This window comes from Terrisporobacter sp. (genome assembly GCF_017888745.1).
Classification (GTDB): Bacteria; Bacillota; Clostridia; order Peptostreptococcales; family Peptostreptococcaceae; genus Terrisporobacter.
Genome location: NZ_JAGHFM010000284.1, coordinates 1 through 14,303, shown reverse-complemented (window position 1 = coordinate 14,303; position 14,303 = coordinate 1). Strand labels below are relative to the sequence as shown.

Genomic DNA, 14,303 nt, shown 5'->3' with positions numbered 1-14,303 from the left:
GACTATGTTTATCCTTTTAATATCATTCATTATTTTTAGTTCTATGCTAGGAATATCTATATTCAATATATTCTCTAATTATAAAACAGCTATTATAATGAGTAATATTTTAATTTTAATAATAGGATTCTTAGGAGGGGCCTATGTACCTATATATTTATTAGAATCATCAAATGTTACAAGTTTTCTTTCCAAACTATCTCCTAACTACTGGATCAATATTTCATTAATAAGTCTAAGTAATGGAGTTAAGACAAATTATCCTATTATTTCAGTATGTTTTTTAATGGGAATATCAACTTTATTATTGATAATATGTTATATAACGTCAAAAGAAAAAGTAGGTGGAAGAGTTGATTAAATTTATTATATATACTCTTAAAGTATTAATGAAAAAAAAAGACTACATAATAATGGGGATTATAGTTCCAATTTTTATAATAATATTTTTTAGTTTTGAGTTTTCTACAGAATATAATTTTAGAATTGGTATAATAGACAAAGACAATACATATGTTTCCAGGGAAATGATACAAAGTATCGATGAAATTGAAGATGTAGATATTGTAAATATTAAAGAAGAAGATTATAAAATTTTCTTAATAACTAATCAAATTCAAATGGCAATTTTAATAGACGATGATTTTCAAGAAAAATTATTAAACTTAGAAGATGGAAAAATACATATAAAATCTATAGCTGAAAATGATATGAAATCTATTATGGAGTTATTTATTAAATCAAAAGTAGATGACATGATCACTTTATCTAAGTTAAGTAATAAAGATATAAATAAATTTAAAATATTAAATCAAGATTATAAAGATCAATATACAGTACTTAGTCTAAACGACATAAATTCAAAAGGTCCAGAAGTTAACAAATCTTTTGGTTTAATAATGTTAACAACATTTATTATAGGAGGAACTATAATAAGGCTCTTTATTGATGGAGAAAATAATAAAAAAATAAGAAAATTAAGTATAGGAATGAGTAAATTAAAATATTATTTATCTCTGATAATTGTATTTTACACTATGTCTTCTATGACGAGTATTATTTATTACTCAATATGTAAATTATTTAATATAAATTTTATGATGAGTAATACAATTAACTTTTTAGTGATGTTACTACTATTAAATTTATTATCAGTCTCGTTTAATTTATGTATGAGTAGTTTTATTAAAAGTAGATATGTTTTAATAATAAATATTTTAATTTTAATGCCATGTCTTATGCTAAGCGGAGCGTTTTGGAGTTTTTATATTATGCCACAAAATTTACAAAGTATAGGTGAAGTACTGCCTACTAGATGGGTTTACTTGTGTGTAGAAATATTACAAAAGAAAGATTCTTTAGTTTATACAGTAGACTATATTTATATGATAATATGTGTGTCTATGGCCTTGTTCATATTAAGCATAATTAAATTTAAATTAAGTAAGAGATATAAAAATATAGGTTGAACTAATTAAAAGTTCAACCTGATAAACTTGAGTAACATCGTTTCATGAAGCGATAGCGAAGGCATCTCGTTGACGACATGAAGTGGAGCGTCCACGCAGCGGCTTAAGCGAAGCGAAATTTTTAATTAATATTTATAAGTTGATTTGTCTTATAATGATATAAAATTTTAGATTTAGATAACTGTTAATTGTTAAAATTAAATAATCTCAGAATTAAAAGGAAAATAAATACCTTTTGTTACTATAGTAAGCTTTTCATCAAGGAGATTACATAGAGATTGTATTATTCCTAGGGTATCTGCATTATTAATTCCAACAATTCTTTGCTGAATTAATAACTCATAATAATCATTATCTACATCTTTTACAGGGTATAAAGTATTTGGATAATCTACGGAAGCTATGGATTCAGGTTTTACCCTTCCATTTGAGTCGTATATTAAGTCTAAGTAATCTTTTGGTCTATTAGATAAATTAATTGAGTACTTCTTATTTCCGCAACTTACATGAACTTTATAATTATCCTTAAATTTTGAAGTACAAGGGCTATTTTTTACTATATCATTTTGATTAAATATTTCTTTTATATTATCATCTATCAATTTATATATAACACCTATTTCAAATCCTCCAGAGCCTCCAAAACTACCTCTTATCATGATTTCTTCTTTTTCATCTTCTGTAAAGTCTCCAACAAATAGTTGCATATTATATCCTGAATAAGGAAGTTTTAATGTTATTGGATATCCAGTTTCAGGCTTTATAACTAATTCTAGATTATCTGAATATGAGCTATCTTCATAGGGTAATACACCAATTAGTATAACTTCGTCTTTTGAATACTTATCTAAAATATGAGCTGAAACACTGTCTATTACTACTTTATTCTCTATTTGATCCATGTTGAACCTCCACTGACATAAAAAGTAATTATAATATTAACTTATGAAATAAAATAGTTTCATGTTAATATTATTAATAGATATTAAAAGGGTAAGAGATATAAAAAGATTATGTTTTAGTTGGAAAGGGTAATATTAATATAATTATTAAATAATTTAAAATATGAAAATAACATTATTGAATGAAATTATATTAGGAGATGATAGATTTGAAGAAAAAAAGAGTAAGAATAGTATATAAAAATAATTTTGAAAGAATAGTTGAAGAAAGTAATGTGAGAAATTATTATTCATTAATAGATTGGCTAGAAGGATTTAATGCAGGGGCAAATGTTCCCCCTTTGACACTATTCGGAAGAGATTTAGGAAGTAATTTTTCTATTAATAAAAGTAATGTTAAGTTAATTGAGTTTATAGATTAATTATTCATAGGGAAAAACAATAATTTTTACAAAATAAGAGTTATAGGATCATAATAATTAATTATCTTGTGTAGCTCTTATTTTTATATGAAGAATAATTTTAACAGATTATAGAAATCTACATATCATAGACTATATAGTATGTTCAAAAATAGTATTTAGGGGGTGAAGGTATGACATTGTATGAGGAAGCTTCTCTTATTGTGAAAAAACTCACTTTAGAAGAAAAATGCAAGTTCTGTTGTGGTAAGGACTTTTGGCATTTATATGGCATAGAAGAACTGGATCTTCCTTCTATTCTTGTGTGTGACGGGCCTCATGGTCTTAGAAAAGAAGAATCATATCAAGGATTACTTCTTAATAATAAAACTATTAAGTCTACATGTTTTCCAACGGCAAGCGCTCTTGCTTGTTCTTTTGATGAAAAATTAATTAATAAAATGGGGAAAGCTTTAGGAGAAGAGTGTAGAAAAGAAGATGTGGCAGTTATCCTTAGCCCTGGAATTAATATAAAAAGAACCCCTCTTTGCGGAAGAAATTTTGAGTATTTTAGTGAAGATCCTTATTTAAGTGGGAAATTAGCAGCAGCTTTAATTAAAGGAATACAAAGTAAAGGTGTGGGGGCATCGATTAAGCATTTTATAGCCAATAACCAAGAACAATATCGTATGACTTTAGATGCTATCATTGATGAAAGAGCCCTAAGAGAAATATATTTAAAAGGATTTGAAATTGCCATAAAAGAATCTAATCCATGGACAGTAATGACTTCTTACAATAGAGTGAATGGAAGTTATTGTAGCCAAAATAAAAAGTTAATTAGAGATGTTTTGAGAAAAGAATGGGGATATAAAGGAGTTACTATAAGTGATTGGGGAGGGGTTAATGATAATATTGAAAGTCACAAAGCTGGTCTAGATATTGAAATGCCTGGATATAACGATAATTATTATAAAAATATGGTAGATGAAGTAAAAAATAATAATTTAAGCCAACAAGTATTGGATGAATCGGTAATTAGAATTATTGAATTAATTTTAAAATATAAAGATGGTAAAAATATACCTTATAAGTGTAATATACAAGAGCACATAAATCTTGCCCAAGAGATTGCAGAAAACAGTGCTGTGTTATTAAAAAATGAAGATAACATTCTTCCGGGAAATAACAAACAAAGCATATGTATAATTGGAGAATTGGCTAAAGAACCTGTATATCAGGGTTTAGGAAGTTCAAAAGTAAACTCAGTTACTTCAGATAATGCATATGATGCTTTTATAAAAAATGACTGTAATATAAGTTATGCAAAAGGATATTCTTTAAGAAATAATAATATAGATGAAGATTTAATTAAAGAGGCAGTGGAGGTTGCAATAAATAAAGAAATAGTATATTTGTTTATTGGATTACCAACTTATCATGAAGCAGAAGGATATGACCGTGATAATCTTAGATTACCAGAATCTCATAATATTTTAGTAAATGAAATTGGTAAAGTAAATAAAAATCTCGTGGTGATTATTCAATGTGGCGCTCCTATAGAAATGCCGTGGAGTGATATACCAAAGGGCATTTTATTAACTTATATGAATGGATGTAGAGGAGGAAATGCTACTGTGAATTTATTGTTAGGCAAAAAAAATCCTTGTGGAAAATTATCAGAAACTTTTCCAATAAGTATAGATGATTGTTTATCAAATAAATATTATCCTGGAAAGGTAAATTATCAGGAATATAGAGAAAGTATTTTCGTGGGATATAGATATTTTGATACAGCAAATATACTTGTTAAATATCCATTTGGCTATGGTCTTTCATATTCAAAGTTTGATTATAGTGATATGAAAGTAAAATATTTAAGTGAAGATTCTATAGAAGTAAGTATTAAGATTACTAATATAGGAAAACTAACAGGAAAAGAAGTAATTCAAATCTATGTATCTTGCTTAAACTCAAAATTATTTAGACCAAAACAAGAATTAAAAAGATTTAAAAAGATAGAGTTAAAGCCGGCAGAAAGTAAAATAGTTAAATTTATTCTTGATAAAGATTGCTTTACTTATTTCAATATTAAAACTAATGATTGGCAAATTGAAGATGGAAAATATACTATAAATATTGGCTCATCTTCAAAAGATATAAAATTTTCAACTACAATTTATAAAAAAGGAGACAATGTAGAAATTCCTAATTATAAGAAAAGTGCTAATATATATTATGAACTAAGTAAAGAAAATAATAATATATCTTCTTTAGAATTCGAGTCAATTTACGGAAAAGAACTACCTATATCTATAAATCAAGTATATCCATTCACTATAAATTCAACTATTAATGATATTAAAAAAATTTATGGAGGAGATCTAATAATCTCTATGATAGATAAAAAATCTAAAAAATTTGCATTGGGAGATAAATTGATGGAGATAAATATTGAAAAATCTTTAAGTGATTTTCCTTTTAGATTAATGTCAATGATAACACGAGGGAGAATAAGTAGAAAGACAGTTCTAGGATTTGTTGATTTATTAAATAAAAATTATATAAAGGGTATAATCCAAATTTTGAGAAATAATAGATATTTTTAGGATGATTAATTATGAATAGAAGACTTTTTATTGGATAAATTATAATAAAACATCATCAAGGAGAAATATCATGGACAATAATAAAAATAGAATGAAAGATAGACCAAAATCAAACCCAGAGCTTAGAAAAATGAATTCTGAACATGGAGCAGATATAGGAATAAAAAATGGTCAAAAAATAGGCGCTAGGGATAGTGGAACTAATAAAACAAAGACTGAAAAACTTTATCATAAAGTTAAAAAAGATGATTAAATTAAATTTATAGCAATTTGAAAAGTCTAGTGAGAGCTTAAACCTCCTAGACTTTTTATAATACTAAAATTAGACATTGAGCAACGGACGAAGTTGTTGCCAATATGAACAAATCGAATTTTTCATTGAAACTATTAATTCTTAAAATTTAGTAGTTATTATTGACTATATATGTATATAGTGATATTTTCATAAGTAGGTTTAAAAATAAATTGTATATATTATTTAATATTTTAAACTTATTTTTAAAATAAAACTTAATATGGAGGTCAGTATTATGATTAACAATTTAAAAAATATAACAAAGTCTGAGGTGTTTACCAGGCCTATTATTGATGGTAGTAACTGCAATTTCAATATTAATTGCAAATAGTCCTATGAAACCTTTTTATGATGAGGTATTTCATCATAGGAGTATAATTAGTGATTTTAACTTACATATGATAATAAATGATTTTTTTATGGCTATATTCTTTTTATATGTTGGACTAGAAATTAAAAAAGAAATGATAGAGGGAACTTTATCTAGTTTTAAAAAAGCATCTTTTCCAGTTATAGCTTCTCTTGGTGGAGTTATAGTTCCTGCTATAATATTTATGATTATAAATAGGAATACTCAATATTTACCAGGGGTAGGAGTAGCCATATCTACAGATATAGCTTTCGCTATAGGGATATTTATGATATTTAAGTCTAGGCTTAATCAAAATTTAAAAATATTCTTGCTATCTTTAGCAGTAGTAGATGATTTAATATCAATTTTAGCTATAGTATTTTTATACTCTGCAAAACTTAATTTAAGTGCTCTTTTAATATCTGGGGTAATAATTTTATTATTAGCAGGAATAAATAAAATATTAAAAGTAGATAACGTATATATATATTTATTTGTAGGATTATTCTTATGGTATTTTGTTTATTGTAGTGGAGTGCATTCCACAATAAGTGGTGTATTATTGGCAGCATTCATACCTTCTAGAAAACTAGGTGATGGAAAGTCTACTGCAGATAAATTAGAACATAAACTAGAAAGCATATGTAATTTAATTATTTTACCTTTATTCGCATTTGCTAATACATCTATAGCAATTAAATTTAATTTAAATGTGAAAGATGCATATAATTTGATAATGGGGATAATGTGTGGTTTAGTTATTGGAAAACCACTTGGCGTAGTATCATTTAGTTTTATAGCAACTAAACTACATATTGCTGAAAAGCCTAAGAATGCATCATGGATATCAATAGTAGAAGTAGCTTTATTAACAGGAATCGGATTTACTATGTCTATATTTGTTGCGGAATTAGCATTTTCATATAGTGAAGATGTAGTTAATTTAGCTAAGTTATCTATATTAGCAGCTTCAATGACATCGATAATATTGACTGAAAGAGTTTTATCATTAAAACATACTATGATAGGTACAAAAATAAAGAGATTTATAGGTTCTATTCATTTATAAAATATAATCAAAAGTACCAGATCAGCTATTCTTCTGGTACTTTTTTCTTTTGATGAATTATTTATTTTAAGTTAATTAATTTTATTTTTCCTCTATATATTTCAATCTTCTTTTCTTTTTCAAATTTTTTTAGTATACGGCTAACTACTTCTCTTGATGAACCTAACTCATTAGCTATATTTTCGTGTGTCATATAAAGTATATTTGAATTTTCGATATTACTTTGATTAATTAAAAACTCTGATATTCTTTCATCTAAGCTAAAAAAGGTAGTTTGCTCTAAAACATACATTACTTGAGATAATTTATCTTGAGCTAAATAAAGCATATATTTAATTACACTCAGATTATTAGATGTTAGTTTTTCTAACAAAGAGCTATCCAAAACTATTGCACTGCATTCAGTTTCTGCTTCTAAATTAACATCGTAGGTTAAATTTTTAAAAGCGCAAGATGCAGATAGCATACATACATCTCTCTCATATAATTTAAATAATGTTATTTCTCTTCCATTAGGCGAAGAAATGAAACCTCTAAAATTTCCAGATAAAGTTATCAATAATCCAGTACAAGAAGAGTTTTTTGAATGAACAATCTCTCCTTTTTTATATTTATTTATATTACATTTAGATATTAATTTCATTTTTTCTTCATCATTTAAATCATTAAAAAATGGAAGTATATCTTTTAAATAATATTCTATATCCAACTTGATTCACCCCTTACTGTGTTAACTATATATTTAAACCTATTAATCAATTATATAATAATGTAAAAATATGTATCAATTTCTAGTTTTATATTTAATACTTAATATTTATTATTGCATACATCTATATTATTTGTAATTATATTTAATTACAAATAATATAGATGTATGAAAAATTTTTAATTTGAACATATATAAAATTAGGGTAAAATAAGTTTAGATAAGAACTTAAGCGGAGGAGAAAAATGATAAGTAAGGAACAATTTTTTAATATTTATAATATAAATGAAAGTGAGCTTGAGGAATTAAATATAGATTGGAAAGATTTGTATGAAATACATGATGACTTTATAGAATGTAAAAAAAGTTACGAAACACAAGCTGATTTAATAGCTAACATATTAAGAGGTCATCAGAAGGTTCATTCTGTAAAAACTAGAGTAAAAGATGTAAAGCATCTTATAGAAAAAGTTATTAGAAAAACCCCTGATAGAAGAAATAAATATGGACAAGATTTTAAATTTACAGCTGAAAATTATAAAAATGAAATTACAGATTTACTTGGAATAAGAGTTATACATATTTTTAAAGAGGATTGGGAAGAAATACACAACTTTGTAACTAGTATGTGGGATGTAATGGAAATTGTGGCAAACGTAAGAGAAGGCGATAACACTAAAAAGTTTGATGAACTTGGCATAGCAGTTTGTTCGAGACCTTCAGGATATAGATCAGTTCACTATCTAATAGAATCTTATCCTACTAATAAAAAGCTTATTACAGAAGTTCAAGTTAGAACTATTTTTGAAGAAGGATACGGAGAAATAGATCATCAGCTAAGATATTCTCATGAAGATATACCAGAACTTTTAGGACAAAATTTAATGCTACTAAATAGAATAGCAGGTAGTTCAGATGAAATGGCATCCTTAATTAATATGTTAAGCAAAAGTATTCAAGAGGTTGAAAATAATTTTAAAGATAAAATAAAAGAAAAAGATAAGAAAATAGAAAATTTAAGAGAAAAAATATCAAATGACTATAACATAGATAATGAAGAAAAGAAAAGTTTAATAAAAGAAATAAATAGCATTTTAAAAAATTAAAAATATTTAAAATAAATTCTTAATTAAAAAATAAAGTCTATGAAAAATTTATATCATAGACTTTATTTATATAATTTTTAATCAAATATATTATAAAAAATTGAGTTTGCTATTGATAACAGTATTGCAGCCCAAATTGAATTTAAAAATCCGTTTAAATGAACCCCAGGAACTATTGTAAAGGCTAAATATAAAACTATACCATTAATAACTAAAGAAAATAATCCTAGGGTTAAAAAAGTTATTGGTAATGAAAAAAATTGTATTATTGGTTTAACTATTAAGTTAAGACATCCAAAAATAACTGTTAACATTAATAATGAACCTAAAGAACTTATATATACGCTGGACATTAGGTTTGAAATAATATATAAAGATATAGCATTAATAATGATGAATAAAGATATTCTTCTCATATTTATTCTCCTTTTATTTTGAATAATTATATTTAATGAAATAATTTCTTGTAAAAAGTATATGTGATATTTATAGATATTATTATTATTATATCCAATATTGATAATTTCATAGATTGTATATATCTTGTTTATATCTTACATTATGATAAAAAATTTTAATTATTGACTTAAAATATTTTTATATATATAATATTATAGTCTTTAAACAAACTAAAATTTTTACATTTTAAATTTGAATTTTATAAATTATAAGAAAAATTCTTATATGATTGTTGAACATCTACTTGAAAAACTGCAAGTAGATGTTTTTTAATTGTAGGGAAATTTTTTATTACTAAACAAATATTTTTATAAGGAGGTATTATGATGATAAGTAAATCAATACAAAAATACAAACAAGATAAAGAATTTTATAAGCATTTATTTATAATTGCATTTCCTATAGCATTACAGAGTTTAATAACATCATCCCTTAATATGCTAGATACAATGATGATTGGTAAAGTAGGAGAGTTGGAACTAGCTTCAGTAGGTATTGCAAATCAATATTATTTCTTATATTCATTACTTGCTAATGCAATAGCTATTGGTTCAGGTGTTCTTATAGCTCAGTTATGGGGTAAAAAAGATATAGAAAATATAAGAAAAGTTGTTGGAAGATCATTATTTTATAGTGTGGGGCTGACACTTCTATTTATGTTCTTAGGATTTTTATTACCAGGAAAAATTATGTCTATATTTAATAATGATCCTACATTAATTGCCATTGGTGCAGAATATTTGCAAATAGTTGTAGTAAGCTATTTATTTACAGCTATTAGTTTTACATTTGCATCTGCTCTTAGAAGTATAGGTAATACTAGTTTACCAATGTGGGCAAGTTTTATAGGACTTCTAGTTAATGGTTTACTAAATGCAATTTTAATATTTGGTATGTTTGGGATGCCAGAGCTTGGTATAAAAGGAGCTGCAATAGCTACACTTACAGCTAGGATAGTTGAATTTTTAATTATAGTAATTACAGTTTATACAAACATAGATGTATTAAGAGTCAAATTATTATGTGGATTACAATTACCAAAATCACTTTCATCTACTTTGAATAAAGTTACTATGCCTATATTAGTTAATGAAGCTTTTTGGGCATTAGGAAATATTGCTTATACTGCAATTTATGCAAGAATAAGCACGAGTGCGGCAGCATCAATACAAATATGTACAACAGTTTTAAATTTATTTATGATAGTAACATTTGGTCTTGCAAATGCAGCTGTAGTTATAATAGGTAACGAAATCGGAGCTAATAGAGAAGATAAAGCAATAGATGCATCTAAAAAGATATCTTCATTATCAATAAAAATATCTATATTATTAGCACTTTTAATGGCATTATCAGCTAAACCAATAGTAGGATTTTTTAATGTATCAGATGAGGTTAAATTATCATCTCAAATTATTTTATACATTTATTCTTGTATATTAGTATTTAGGGTATATAATGCTGTTATGATTGTAGGAATATTAAGAGGTGGAGGAGATGCAACCTTTGGCTCTATACTTCAAGGTTGTACATTATGGTTAATTGGAATACCATTAGCAGCATTTGCAGCTTTTATATTAAAACTTCCTCTTTATTATGTTGTTGCTTTTGCAATGATAGAAGAAATAGTAAAAGTTTTATTTATGAGAAAAAGATTTAATTCATTCAAATGGATAAAAAATATGGTAAATGATAATAATGAATGTATAGCTTAACATTTAACATGCAAAAATAGTTGTGTCAAATTTTTGATGCAGCTATTTTTAATTGTAAGGAAATTATAGCTTATCTGGTTTATAGATAAATATAATTTCCAACATATTAACTTTGAGCAACTGGCAAAGCCATTGCACTATGAAGTGGAGCGCACACGAAGTGAATTTTTTATAATTCAAAAATTAGAATATTATAAATAATCTAAATAATCTAAATAACCGATGATTCCATATGTTAAATTATAAATATGTTTGAATCCATTTTCCTCTAATATATATGCAGCTGTGATACTTCTTTTTCCAGACCTGCAATAAATAATCACATCTTTATCAGTATAAGATAAAATATTATCTAGATCTATCTCTAAATCTTGAAGAGGTATATTTATGGAATTTGGAATGTGCATAGTGTTATACTCTTCTTTAGTTCTAACATCAAGCAATAAAATATTTTTATCTTTTTCTATCATATTATTTAGTTCTTCAGAACTTATATTTTCATATATTGACATGTTAAAATCTCCTTCGATAGTTTACTATTAGTAAATAATTATAGTATTCACTGTAATTATATAATTGTATTTGTTAGATTAATTACCCAAAATAAACTTATTAAACCTATTTTTATACTCCAAATATTAGGAATTTAGCAATGGAATAAATTTTAGGATATATTAAGTTGACAAATAATATAGTATACTAATAAAAATAAATTTTTTATCTAATATTATGTGACAATATCACAGTTAATATTTGATTAATTTGATATATTGTTATTATGATAATTTAAATTCATATATTTAATACAATAAATGTGTACTTATGAAAAAAATGGGTATATATTTAATATAAATAATATGGATATAAAATTATTATTGTAATAAAATATAAACAATGAGAAAAATATAGAAAAATATGGAGGATGCTTAAATGGCACAAATATTAAATAACGATAATTTTAACACAGAAATAGAAAATGGAGTATGTATAGTAGATTTCTTTGCTACTTGGTGTGGACCTTGTAAAATGTTAGCTCCAGTATTTGAAGAATTAAGTGGAGAAGTAGATGGAGCTAGATTCTATAAAGTTGACGTAGATCAAGCTTTAGATATAGCTAGAAAATTTGCAATAACAACAGTTCCTACTATGATAATATTTAAAGATGGAGAAGCTGTAGATAAGTTAATAGGATTTGTTCCAAAAGAGCAAATAAGAGCTAAAGTAGAAGCACAATTATAAATTAGTAATATTTTTAGGATAGGGTTTATTAGTTGTTTTAATCTATCTAGTATTAGTATCTAATTTTAGAAATAAATAATATTCAATAAAAGTTAATACATTGGATGCTTAAAATATTTGTATTGAAAAGAATCATTTACTAGTAAGTGATGTAGTAGATTATGAAGTAATACTATAAATAGCAAATTATGGATTCCATAATAAGCTAAATAAATCCTATATATTATTTCAAATAAAAGGAATAAAAAGTAATATCTATAAGATATTACTTTTTTTTGTTTATAAGGACATTATCTTGCTTTAAAATATATGGATAATTTAAGAAATAAAGTAATATTAAGGAACAGGCAGATGCAAAAGGTTACGAAAAAGTTACAAAATTGTATTTTTTTTACTCTTGAAATATAGACAAAATAACTTAAACATGTAATAATAGAATTAATACCAGTTAATATATTCCTAGAGATAGGAAAAATATTGGAAGGGGGAAGAGATTACAGTTTTTAAAAATTGTAAGATTAATTATGAATATAAATAAAAAACATGTAATGGCAGGTATGATAGCTTCAGCTTTAGTGATACCAATGGCAGATATTAATGATGTTCATGCAGATGAAGTTATGCAAACAACTGCTAGAGTTAACTTTAGAAAAGGACCAGGAACGAACTATTCATCAATGTATGTTATAGGAAAAGGTGAAAAAGTTACATGCTTAGAAACTAATGGAAGTTGGATAAAAGCAGTACATAATTCTAAAACTGGATATATACATAAAGACTATGTTTCAGGAATTTCTTCAGATTCAAATACAGGCTCAACTACTGTTAAGTATGTAAAAGCAAATGGTGGATTAAATGTAAGAAAAGGACCATCAACAAGTTATGCTAAGATAGGAAAATTAGCAAATGGATCAAAAGTAAATGTAATAGCTACAAGTGGTGGATGGTCAAAAATTAATTATGGAAGTACAGTTGGATATGTTTCTAATGATTATTTAGTAAATGAGGGACATACAAATAATGAACCAACAGCTGGAACTACAAAGTATGTAAAAGCCAATGGTGGATTAAATGTAAGAAAAGGGCCATCAACAAGTTATGCTAAAGTAGGAAAATTGGCAAATGGATCACAAGTTAAAGTAATATCAACAAGCAATGGATGGTCAAAGATAGAATCAGGAAATATAAATGGATATGTTTCAGACCAATATTTAACAGCTAATAAGCCATCTACTGGTGGAAGTGATAATACTGGAACTGATAATACTGGAAGTAATAATGTTGGAAGTGATGCATCTACATCAAATCAAGCAAGTCAAGTAGTATCATTTGCTAGAGCTCAAAAAGGAAAGAAATATTCATGGGGAGCTCAAGGTCCAAATAGCTTTGACTGTTCAGGATTTACATATTATGTTTACAAAAATTCTGTTGGAATTACCTTACCAAGAGTATCTTCATCTCAAGGTAATGCTGGTGTAGCTGTAAGCAAGAGTAATCTTCAACCAGGAGACTTAGTATTCTTTGATACTTCTGGGCCTAATAATGGTGTTATTACTCACGTAGGTATCTATGCAGGAAATAATATGCTTATACATGCTTCATCTGGTAAAGGAGTAGTTGTTGAAACTAGTATGGCTACTTCATATTGGCAAAATGCATTTGTAAAAGCAAGAAGAGTTCTATAATATTATAAGAATAATTAAAATTATTAAATAGAGGAATTATTAAGAAAATCTTAATAGTTCCTTTTTATTTATATATAATAGATACTTAAAAAATAGTATTTTTACAGGTAGAGAGTATTTATTTAGAAGGTATATGTAAATATATAAAGAGTTATAATTTGAAATTTTTGTAAATTAAAAATATTGACAATAAATAAGAATTATTATATTATTTATAATAAATAAATATTTACTTACTTATCAAGAGAGGTGGAGGGACTGGCCCTATGATACCCAGCAACCGATATACATTT

General features: G+C 25.6%; 13 protein-coding genes, 1 pseudogene and 1 riboswitch. Of the genes and pseudogenes, 10 read left to right on the top strand and 4 right to left on the bottom strand.

The genetic code is table 11. The annotated features are described in order from the left end of the window. Together J7G74_RS12755 and J7G74_RS12750 are read left to right on the top strand one after the other, a co-directional pair. A pseudogene (locus tag J7G74_RS12755) lies at positions 1-361 on the top strand (ABC transporter permease); the annotation flags it as partial. Continuing rightward, positions 345-1,469, top strand: a complete 1,125-nt coding sequence (locus J7G74_RS12750; protein WP_297136019.1) for an ABC transporter permease — start codon at positions 345-347, stop codon at positions 1,467-1,469. The pseudogene J7G74_RS12755 and the gene J7G74_RS12750, both read left to right, overlap by 17 nt. A 197-nt stretch (positions 1,470-1,666) precedes the next feature. Here J7G74_RS12750 and J7G74_RS12745 read toward each other — a convergent pair whose 3' ends face one another. Then, complete coding sequence (locus J7G74_RS12745) at positions 1,667-2,371, bottom strand: VCBS repeat-containing protein (protein WP_297136016.1); 705 nt, start codon at positions 2,369-2,371, stop codon at positions 1,667-1,669. Positions 2,372-2,580: 209 nt separating this feature from the next. On the opposite strand from J7G74_RS12745, the gene J7G74_RS12740 reads away from it, so the two are divergent. From J7G74_RS12740 to nhaA, 4 genes are all read left to right on the top strand, one after another. Beyond that, on the top strand, positions 2,581-2,793 hold the full coding sequence (locus J7G74_RS12740) for a hypothetical protein (RefSeq protein ID WP_297136013.1): 213 nt from the start codon (positions 2,581-2,583) through the stop codon (positions 2,791-2,793). 173 nt (positions 2,794-2,966) lie between these two features. Continuing rightward, a complete protein-coding gene (locus tag J7G74_RS12735; protein ID WP_297136011.1) occupies positions 2,967-5,381 on the top strand; it encodes a glycoside hydrolase family 3 N-terminal domain-containing protein in 2,415 nt (804 codons plus the stop codon). A gap of 70 nt (positions 5,382-5,451) precedes the next feature. After that, complete coding sequence (locus tag J7G74_RS12730; protein WP_297136009.1) at positions 5,452-5,634, top strand: hypothetical protein; 183 nt, start codon at positions 5,452-5,454, stop codon at positions 5,632-5,634. 332 nt (positions 5,635-5,966) lie between these two features. Beyond that, positions 5,967-7,097, top strand: coding sequence for a Na+/H+ antiporter NhaA (gene nhaA / locus J7G74_RS12725; RefSeq protein ID WP_297136008.1), 1,131 nt, complete (start codon positions 5,967-5,969; stop codon positions 7,095-7,097). Between the two features lie 61 nt (positions 7,098-7,158). Here the strand turns inward: nhaA and J7G74_RS12720 are convergent, their stop codons facing one another. Continuing rightward, complete coding sequence (locus tag J7G74_RS12720; RefSeq protein WP_297136007.1) at positions 7,159-7,806, bottom strand: Crp/Fnr family transcriptional regulator; 648 nt, start codon at positions 7,804-7,806, stop codon at positions 7,159-7,161. Between the two features lie 245 nt (positions 7,807-8,051). Here J7G74_RS12720 and J7G74_RS12715 point away from each other — a divergent pair, with 245 nt between their 5' ends. Then, complete coding sequence (locus J7G74_RS12715) at positions 8,052-8,912, top strand: RelA/SpoT domain-containing protein (protein ID WP_297136004.1); 861 nt, start codon at positions 8,052-8,054, stop codon at positions 8,910-8,912. A gap of 77 nt (positions 8,913-8,989) precedes the next feature. On the opposite strand, the gene J7G74_RS12710 is transcribed toward J7G74_RS12715, so the two are convergent. Beyond that, a complete protein-coding gene (locus J7G74_RS12710) occupies positions 8,990-9,328 on the bottom strand; it encodes a phage holin family protein (protein ID WP_297136002.1) in 339 nt (112 codons plus the stop codon). A gap of 369 nt (positions 9,329-9,697) precedes the next feature. On the opposite strand from J7G74_RS12710, the gene J7G74_RS12705 reads away from it, so the two are divergent. After that, positions 9,698-11,086 carry an MATE family efflux transporter gene (locus J7G74_RS12705; protein WP_297136000.1) on the top strand — a complete coding sequence of 463 codons (1,389 nt, stop codon included), beginning with the start codon at positions 9,698-9,700 and terminating at the stop codon, positions 11,084-11,086. A 191-nt stretch (positions 11,087-11,277) separates the two neighbouring features. Here the strand turns inward: J7G74_RS12705 and J7G74_RS12700 are convergent, their stop codons facing one another. Beyond that, complete coding sequence (locus J7G74_RS12700; RefSeq protein WP_297135998.1) at positions 11,278-11,598, bottom strand: rhodanese-like domain-containing protein; 321 nt, start codon at positions 11,596-11,598, stop codon at positions 11,278-11,280. 418 nt (positions 11,599-12,016) lie between these two features. On the opposite strand from J7G74_RS12700, the gene trxA reads away from it, so the two are divergent. Continuing rightward, positions 12,017-12,325 carry a thioredoxin gene (gene trxA, locus J7G74_RS12695; RefSeq protein ID WP_297135995.1) on the top strand — a complete coding sequence of 103 codons (309 nt, stop codon included), beginning with the start codon at positions 12,017-12,019 and terminating at the stop codon, positions 12,323-12,325. 524 nt (positions 12,326-12,849) lie between these two features. Further along, positions 12,850-14,010 (top strand): C40 family peptidase, encoded by a 1,161-nt coding sequence (locus J7G74_RS12690; protein ID WP_297135992.1) that lies wholly within the window; start codon positions 12,850-12,852, stop codon positions 14,008-14,010. Between the two features lie 234 nt (positions 14,011-14,244). Beyond that, a riboswitch (SAM riboswitch) is annotated at positions 14,245-14,303 on the top strand. This riboswitch is flagged as partial in the annotation.

Excerpts from the sequence above, each read along its gene's own strand:
- J7G74_RS12730 (WP_297136009.1), top strand. The coding sequence starts at position 5,452 with ATGGACAATAATAAAAATAGAATGAAAGATAGACCAAAATCAAACCCA.
- J7G74_RS12700 (WP_297135998.1), bottom strand. The coding sequence starts at position 11,598 with ATGTCAATATATGAAAATATAAGTTCTGAAGAACTAAATAATATGATA.
- J7G74_RS12745 (WP_297136016.1), bottom strand. The coding sequence starts at position 2,371 with ATGGATCAAATAGAGAATAAAGTAGTAATAGACAGTGTTTCAGCTCAT.
- trxA (WP_297135995.1), top strand. The coding sequence starts at position 12,017 with ATGGCACAAATATTAAATAACGATAATTTTAACACAGAAATAGAAAAT.
- J7G74_RS12710 (WP_297136002.1), bottom strand. The coding sequence starts at position 9,328 with ATGAGAAGAATATCTTTATTCATCATTATTAATGCTATATCTTTATAT.
- J7G74_RS12735 (WP_297136011.1), top strand. The coding sequence starts at position 2,967 with ATGACATTGTATGAGGAAGCTTCTCTTATTGTGAAAAAACTCACTTTA.
- J7G74_RS12690 (WP_297135992.1), top strand. The coding sequence starts at position 12,850 with ATGAATATAAATAAAAAACATGTAATGGCAGGTATGATAGCTTCAGCT.
- J7G74_RS12715 (WP_297136004.1), top strand. The coding sequence starts at position 8,052 with ATGATAAGTAAGGAACAATTTTTTAATATTTATAATATAAATGAAAGT.
- J7G74_RS12705 (WP_297136000.1), top strand. The coding sequence starts at position 9,698 with ATGATAAGTAAATCAATACAAAAATACAAACAAGATAAAGAATTTTAT.